The sequence below is a fragment of the Bulleidia sp. HCP3S3_C9 genome (assembly GCF_052064035.1).
Classification (GTDB): domain Bacteria; phylum Bacillota_I; class Bacilli_A; order Erysipelotrichales; family Erysipelotrichaceae; genus Bulleidia.
Map to the genome: position 1 here is coordinate 1 of NZ_JBQHWJ010000078.1, position 6,427 is coordinate 6,427.

At 33.5% G+C, this 6,427-nt stretch carries 5 protein-coding genes; all 5 read right to left on the reverse strand.

Going from position 1 to position 6,427, the window contains the following annotated elements; all coding sequences use genetic code 11:
- Window positions 1–116: 116 nt before the first annotated feature.
- From ACTND6_RS10275 to ACTND6_RS10295, 5 genes are read right to left on the reverse strand one after another with little or no spacing between them, the layout of a single operon-like run.
- The gene (locus ACTND6_RS10275; protein ID WP_441024072.1) at window positions 117–2,948 is read right to left on the reverse strand and encodes a hypothetical protein; all 2,832 of its coding nucleotides are present in this window, start codon (window positions 2,946–2,948) and stop codon (window positions 117–119) included.
- Window positions 2,949–2,986: 38 nt separating this feature from the next.
- Window positions 2,987–3,496, reverse strand: a complete 510-nt coding sequence (gene lepB, locus ACTND6_RS10280) for a signal peptidase I (RefSeq protein ID WP_441024073.1) — start codon at window positions 3,494–3,496, stop codon at window positions 2,987–2,989.
- Window positions 3,466–4,011, reverse strand: a complete 546-nt coding sequence (locus ACTND6_RS10285; RefSeq protein WP_441024075.1) for a Spy0128 family protein — start codon at window positions 4,009–4,011, stop codon at window positions 3,466–3,468. The genes lepB and ACTND6_RS10285 overlap by 31 nt, the downstream gene beginning before the upstream one ends.
- Before the next feature lie 13 nt (window positions 4,012–4,024).
- Complete coding sequence (locus ACTND6_RS10290) at window positions 4,025–4,882, reverse strand: class B sortase (protein WP_441024077.1); 858 nt, start codon at window positions 4,880–4,882, stop codon at window positions 4,025–4,027.
- Window positions 4,883–4,931: 49 nt separating this feature from the next.
- Window positions 4,932–6,131 (reverse strand): DUF7601 domain-containing protein, encoded by a 1,200-nt coding sequence (locus tag ACTND6_RS10295; RefSeq protein ID WP_441024079.1) that lies wholly within the window; start codon window positions 6,129–6,131, stop codon window positions 4,932–4,934.
- Between the last annotated feature and the right edge of the window lie 296 nt (window positions 6,132–6,427).

The following is a 6,427-nucleotide window of genomic DNA, read 5'->3' on the forward strand; positions in this document are numbered from 1 at the left end:
TAATAGTACTTTATTCACAATTTCAAAGATCTGTTTGGGAACCTGCTGGATTTGTTAACATTCCCCAATTTCTTTCATTTATTACTTGACTTCCTTATAGTTAAATCCTTTTATTTTTACTTCATCTTTACTCTAAATAAAATAGATAATAATCCAATTAAGCCGAATACAATCACACCAAGTAGATAACCACTATTACTCTTTACAACAGTTGGAACAGTCATATTACGAGTGTTGAAATAATTAACCGTTACATCTGAAGTTAAAGGATTATTTTTATCATGAAAAATCAGCGAAGTAATTACTGATGCTCCATTTTCCCCAACTATGTAATATGAAGAATAGCCATCGTCACTTTCTGATTCTTGTTTAACATATACAATAGTTCCGTATGGAATAAGAAAGGTTTTTGTTTCATCAGACTTCAATTGAAAATTTTCTTCATGACCATTTTCGATATCATCAGGATATTTTAAGACGTATTTAAAATATTTATCTTTACTACCCATATTTCCATATACTTTGTTTGTTACAGTAAGTGAAACTTTTGTAGGATGATAACTATTTGTAAGATCAATAGACATTTTTGATCCACTCAATAATGCTTGTTCTATACCAGTTTTAGGATAATTACCATTTTGTTTCTGTTCTTCGTTCAGTTTAACAGTATAAGTGCTACCCACAGAATCATATGAATCACTTATTTTTGAAAGAACTGTTTCAGTTATGACATAGCTAGTTCCATACTCATTTAATCCAGCATCAAAAGTTCTGTCAAATGTTGTACTAACTTTATATGTTCCATCTGCCAATTTAATTGCATTAGAGAAATCAAGAACTTTTGAAACAATACTTTTATCTCCATTCTTCTTTTTGACATCAATTCGAACTTGATAATTACTAATATCATTTTCCGAAATACCAGAAACAATTTTATTCACTTCAATATATCCAGTATTTTTTTCGGGTTCAGGTAATAATGGTGAAAATGAAACAGCATCAATAAAGTTACCTACTGTGTCTACTCTACTTCCGGTTTCTCCAGCGACGAAAAACATCCTAGTCAAATAGCTTCCTACTGGCACAGTGTAATCACCAGTATAGCTTTGCCAACGTTCTGTATTATCTGTGATAGTTTTTAAATAATATCCTCTATTTTCATAGCCTATAACGTCCTTAAGAATATTTTTCTTTAATTCAATTAATTGATCTTGCGTTGTTATATTTTCAACTTCTTTTTTCGGAGCGACAATTAAATACATTGTATCTTGGCCTTGTCTTGCTCTATGACTTAATTTCCAATGCAGCAAAGTATTTGGGGTACTCATAATATCTTGATATAAAGTACCCGCTGCTTCTGCATTCAATTCTGCACACTGATTTCCGTCAGGTGCCTTTCCATCAGAAATGTTGTAGCCTCCTGAACTTTTTGCATATGGGGCATATACGATTTCAAGCTGTTTGTCTTCTCCTGTTGTATGCCAGTTTAGTTTGGCTGTACCATCCGGTATAAATGCACCTGTTTTTCCTGCATTTAATTTTTGTGTATCAGGATATTCAAAGCTGCCATTCTGTAAACATGCATAATACATATTATGAACTGGCTCTGTTGTCATGAACAATTTATGATTTACATACACTTCAACTTTATACCAATAACGAACTTCTTCATTCTTTTTGTATGCTTCTGTTACACCCATATCCAATGCTGGATATAAGCGTGTTCCAGAATTATCACTTTCAATGGAATAAGATGAACCTGTTACTTTTGTACGAGGCACATACTCATATTTTTCAGTATCTGTTTCAACGTCTGTTGTATTTCGATACCATTTATAAGTGACTAGAGATTCAGCTGAGATATCTGCAGGTTTAGGAAGAAATAAATATCCGTTTTCAGCCACTTTATCTTGTATGATAGAATCTGAAAGATGATCTTTTGTAAATAAGCAATAAATATTAGTATTTGCTTTTAAAATTTCATATTCATCTATTGATCGATTAGGTCTGTCTACAGATTCACTGTAATACCATTTTCCAGTATTTTTTTGATAGTAAATCCAATTAATCCCTAGTCCATTCTCAGAACCCGCATGCGAACTTTGATATGTATATCCTTGTGTATACTTTCCATACGTTGCAACTAATGTTTCCATATGAACCCAGGTATTTTCTTTTGTGTTATATTTTGTAAAATCAGCCTGATCATATGTTTTATTTGAACCAGTAATCGTTAAGTGATCATAGTTTCCTAAAGAATTTGGGATTTCTGAATATCCACCCTCACCATTTTCATAACACAAATATGCATATAAAGGATTATTTGGTTCATTATTATTATTTTTACCATAGCAAATCACAAAATAAGAAAAGCTTTCTGTCGTAAAGCTGGCATTCAGACTTTCACCATCACTTGTAATTCCACCTACATCATTCGTATCAGCTACTGTATTCACTTCATTATTGTCTTTGATGTGTTTAACATTAACTGTAGAAGTATCCATGTTTGAATCAATATCTGAAATCTTTAGATTCATAGATACCTGAACAGGTTGTGTAGGCTCAATTTCTTCATCATTGAATGTGAAATAAACATCATAGATAACAGAGTTTTGAATCGTATCATCCAAGACATCAGATTCACTCAACACATCAACTTCACTGTTATCAATCTTATCGGCATGTAAAATTGCATCTGATGGTAATGCATCCACTGGTGCAGTTACTGTCACAGATACTGAATCATCACTGTATGTGTATTCTTGATTTTGTTGGGCTTCTTGAACTTCATTCTGTGTTTCAGATGTTTCTTGTTGTGTTTCCTGCTGAACTGGTTGTTCAGTTGTAGATGAAGTATCATCTAACGCAAAAACACAAATGAAACTATTCGCTGCAAGAAGCAGAGATATCAGTATTTTTTCAATTGCTTTTACCTTTCTTTTTAACATACACGCCCTCCAATTAAATTGGTCATTTAGAATGTTCATTAGAATCCTCTTCTTCTAACAAGAAGAATGATTTTTCCTTTAACTTGTTTTGTATCGATTGCATCATATTTTCTTGAATCATTGAATGATTCATTTGTTCCAGTTCGATAGTCATTAAGAATAAACATTGTATCTTCAGGAACTGTATATGGATACGTAATATTAGATGAATCATCTTGCATTGTTGGATAGAATACTTCTTCTGTAATGACGTTCCCATTCACAATTAACTCACCAGAATCACTGAAGGAAACAGTATCTCCACCAAATGCTACAACTCTTCCAATTCTTTTTGTATCATCCTGTTCATACACAACCGTATCATTTGATGATATCAATTCTAATTTTGTCGCAATCACAAGATCTCCATCTTTCATTGCTGGAAACATATAATTTCCTCTAAGATAAAAGATACAGATCAGATAGTTAAAGATAAAATAAAGTATTAATAGAATGACTCCTATTTTAAGTAATAATCTTATGAGTTTTCGCTTTGTTTTCGCTTCCATAAAATCATACCAATCATTACTACAATACTAATTCCCAGCATACTAAGATACATGCCAGCTTCCGCTGTATCACTTGTATCTGTACTAGTTTTTGGCTGCTCTTTCTTTTTGTTTGTGAAAGTTACCTTATCACACTTTTCAGAGCGACCATCTTTCCATACAACAACATGAGGAATCAGTGTATCATCTGTTGCTTCAACAAACACTTCTACATCATAGATTGTTGTATCGTATATCATGTCTGACTTTTCATCAGGAATGATTTGTTTCACTGTGTACTTATAATCTACAGGTTCATTGTAATCAACAGTGATTTCACCAGTTTTATTGATTGTAAACTGAGAAGCTTTGAGTGCCTTATTTGCATCTGTATCTTCACTATTGATTTCTACAATACTACTATCAACTCCTGAAACTTCTACAGGAATGATTGCCTGAGATTGTTCCGCATTTAAAGGAATAGTAAAAAGAATAACTGAACAAAGTATTATTATGTTCTTAAGTATTACTTTCATATTGTTATCTCCTTTATTTAATCCCTATGAATGTAAGAAAACTATCAAGAAATGTCTTGTTAGGTTTCAAAGGCTGAATGTTTTTATATACTTTTGTACCATACTGCAAATCACTTTGAGCTACTTCTGGTTTCTTTGTCTGATCTAATTCAGTATTCTTACCTTCATACACCATTTCCATTTGACAGAACACCATTGTTCTCTCATTTGTATTTGGATATTTACATGTAGACAATGCTAATACATGAGTAGGAATGACAGATGCATCTAGAAGTAAAGAATGACTCAAAATATAGGCAATACTCACATCACCAGAAACATCAACTGGCTGAAACAATTCACTTCTTTCCGCATTTGTATCTGCTACCGCAAATACACGTAAAGAGTAAATATGATTCTTTGTTGTTAAAGTACCTGTTGTATGAGTATAAAAGTAATCTTCTTCAAGCCATTTATCTAAGCCACCAAACATCATATCGTTTTCCATATGATGTCCATATACGAGATTATAAATATCTGTAAATTCTTCGCTATTTCTGTGATCTAGAAATATAGATCCAGATAATGAATACTTACCATATGGATCAGTATTTAGATAATCAGTTTCATTTTCACCCTGCATAATTGGATAGTCTATTGGAGAATCATCTAATATGAGCCAGGCAACATTACCTTCAAGTTCTGCTGTTAACAATTCACGATTGCTTGGTTTAAACTTTAGAAATGATTTATCCTGTGCTTCATTGTAAACACACAAAACATCATACATTCCATAACATCCAACAAGAAATACAAGAATAAATACAATTAATATGATTCTATCAATTGTATTATCAATGAAGCGAATTATTTTTTTTATAATGCTGTTCATATAAGTATGTATGGGCTGAAAGAATAAATCTTTCAGCCCATAATGTCATTTATCCTTCTCTTTTCTTATTCTTTAAAATGAAATATCCAACACCAGCACCACCAATTAACATGATAGAAGTAGCACCTGCGATAGGCATTACAATACCTGTTGGAACTGCACCTGCCTTTTCGTTGGTATAAGCAACTGTTGTATCAGCTGTAACGGCTGCATCAGTTACAGCCTTGCCAGCTACGGCCTTGATATCGTTTTCAGTAGCATTTGTTGCGTCACCAGTTACAGCAACATTTGTCTTGTAGGCATTTTCTGCTTCAGTTACTGTGTAACCTGTCTCTGCAGCAAGACCTTGGATTTTGATGGACTGGTTATGTTGAATCCAGAAATCCTGTGTCAATGTCCCGTCTTCACCAGCTGTCAATAATGCTTGGTTTGTGTGTTTTTCAGTATTTACACCTGTTGTCTTTGTTTCTGCATCAGCATTTGTCAAATCAACCTTGAACTGAGTTCCAGCAACAGCACCCTTGATATTTACTGTAAACTTGAAGTATTCATCCTTTGAGCCTTGGTTTCCTGTAACCTTCTTGGATAGAACTACATCAGATGTTGTCAGTAAGTGTTCAAAGTTTGTGTCCTTGTCATCAAGTCTTACAGCACCATCAGCACCGTCTAATTGCTTTGCAGCTGCATCTTCCTTGTCATGCATTACATAAGCAGATACCTTCAATGCACCGTCAACATCTGTGACGTATACATCCAATGCCTTGATTCTGTCTTCCTGCTTGTGAGCTTTGTCTTCATGCGTAATACCCTGAAGTTCACCTGTTTCTGTTACTACGTAACGGTAAACGCCTGGTTCCTTAAAAGTTACGCCAGAGAAGTCAACAGTGCCTGTTTTCTTGATTGCTGTTCCGTCTGTAGCTGTCTTTGCATCACCTGCAGTGAAAGTAATGTCAGCAATTGTTGGCAAACCAGTAGAAGTAATACCGTCATTACCCTTATGTACTGCCAGATTTTTACCTGCAGTATCAGCATTTTGTGCTGTTCCTTGAGTTACGCCATATTTGAATGTAACATTTGGAACACTTGCTGCATCTTTCATGTAGATTGTTGTGTCAAAAGTTGTTTTTGTGCCACTTACTGGTGTGTAAACTTTACCTTCGGCACAGATTGGTGTAGTTGCCATTCCAGCAACCAATAATGCTGTTAATACAGCTGTTGTTTTAGGATTTCTAATCATTGTTTTTTTCATTTTCTTTTCTTCTTCCTTAGATTTTTTCTATGTAAATAGAGACTTACGATTTACATATAAGTAACATTTTAATTCTTATTTCGATACATGTTAAGTAAAAAATATGCAAAAAAAGATCCGAAATATCACCTATTAATAACTATTGTGTAACCTGTCATTTTAATTTTATAACATAATTAACCATAAGATTCACTATTGAGCAAAAATAGGAAAAGCAGCATTCAAAGCATTCGTAATCTGTCTGCGGGTCATTGGATGAGATTTAAAAATATATTTGGCTACTTTATCCATCATCT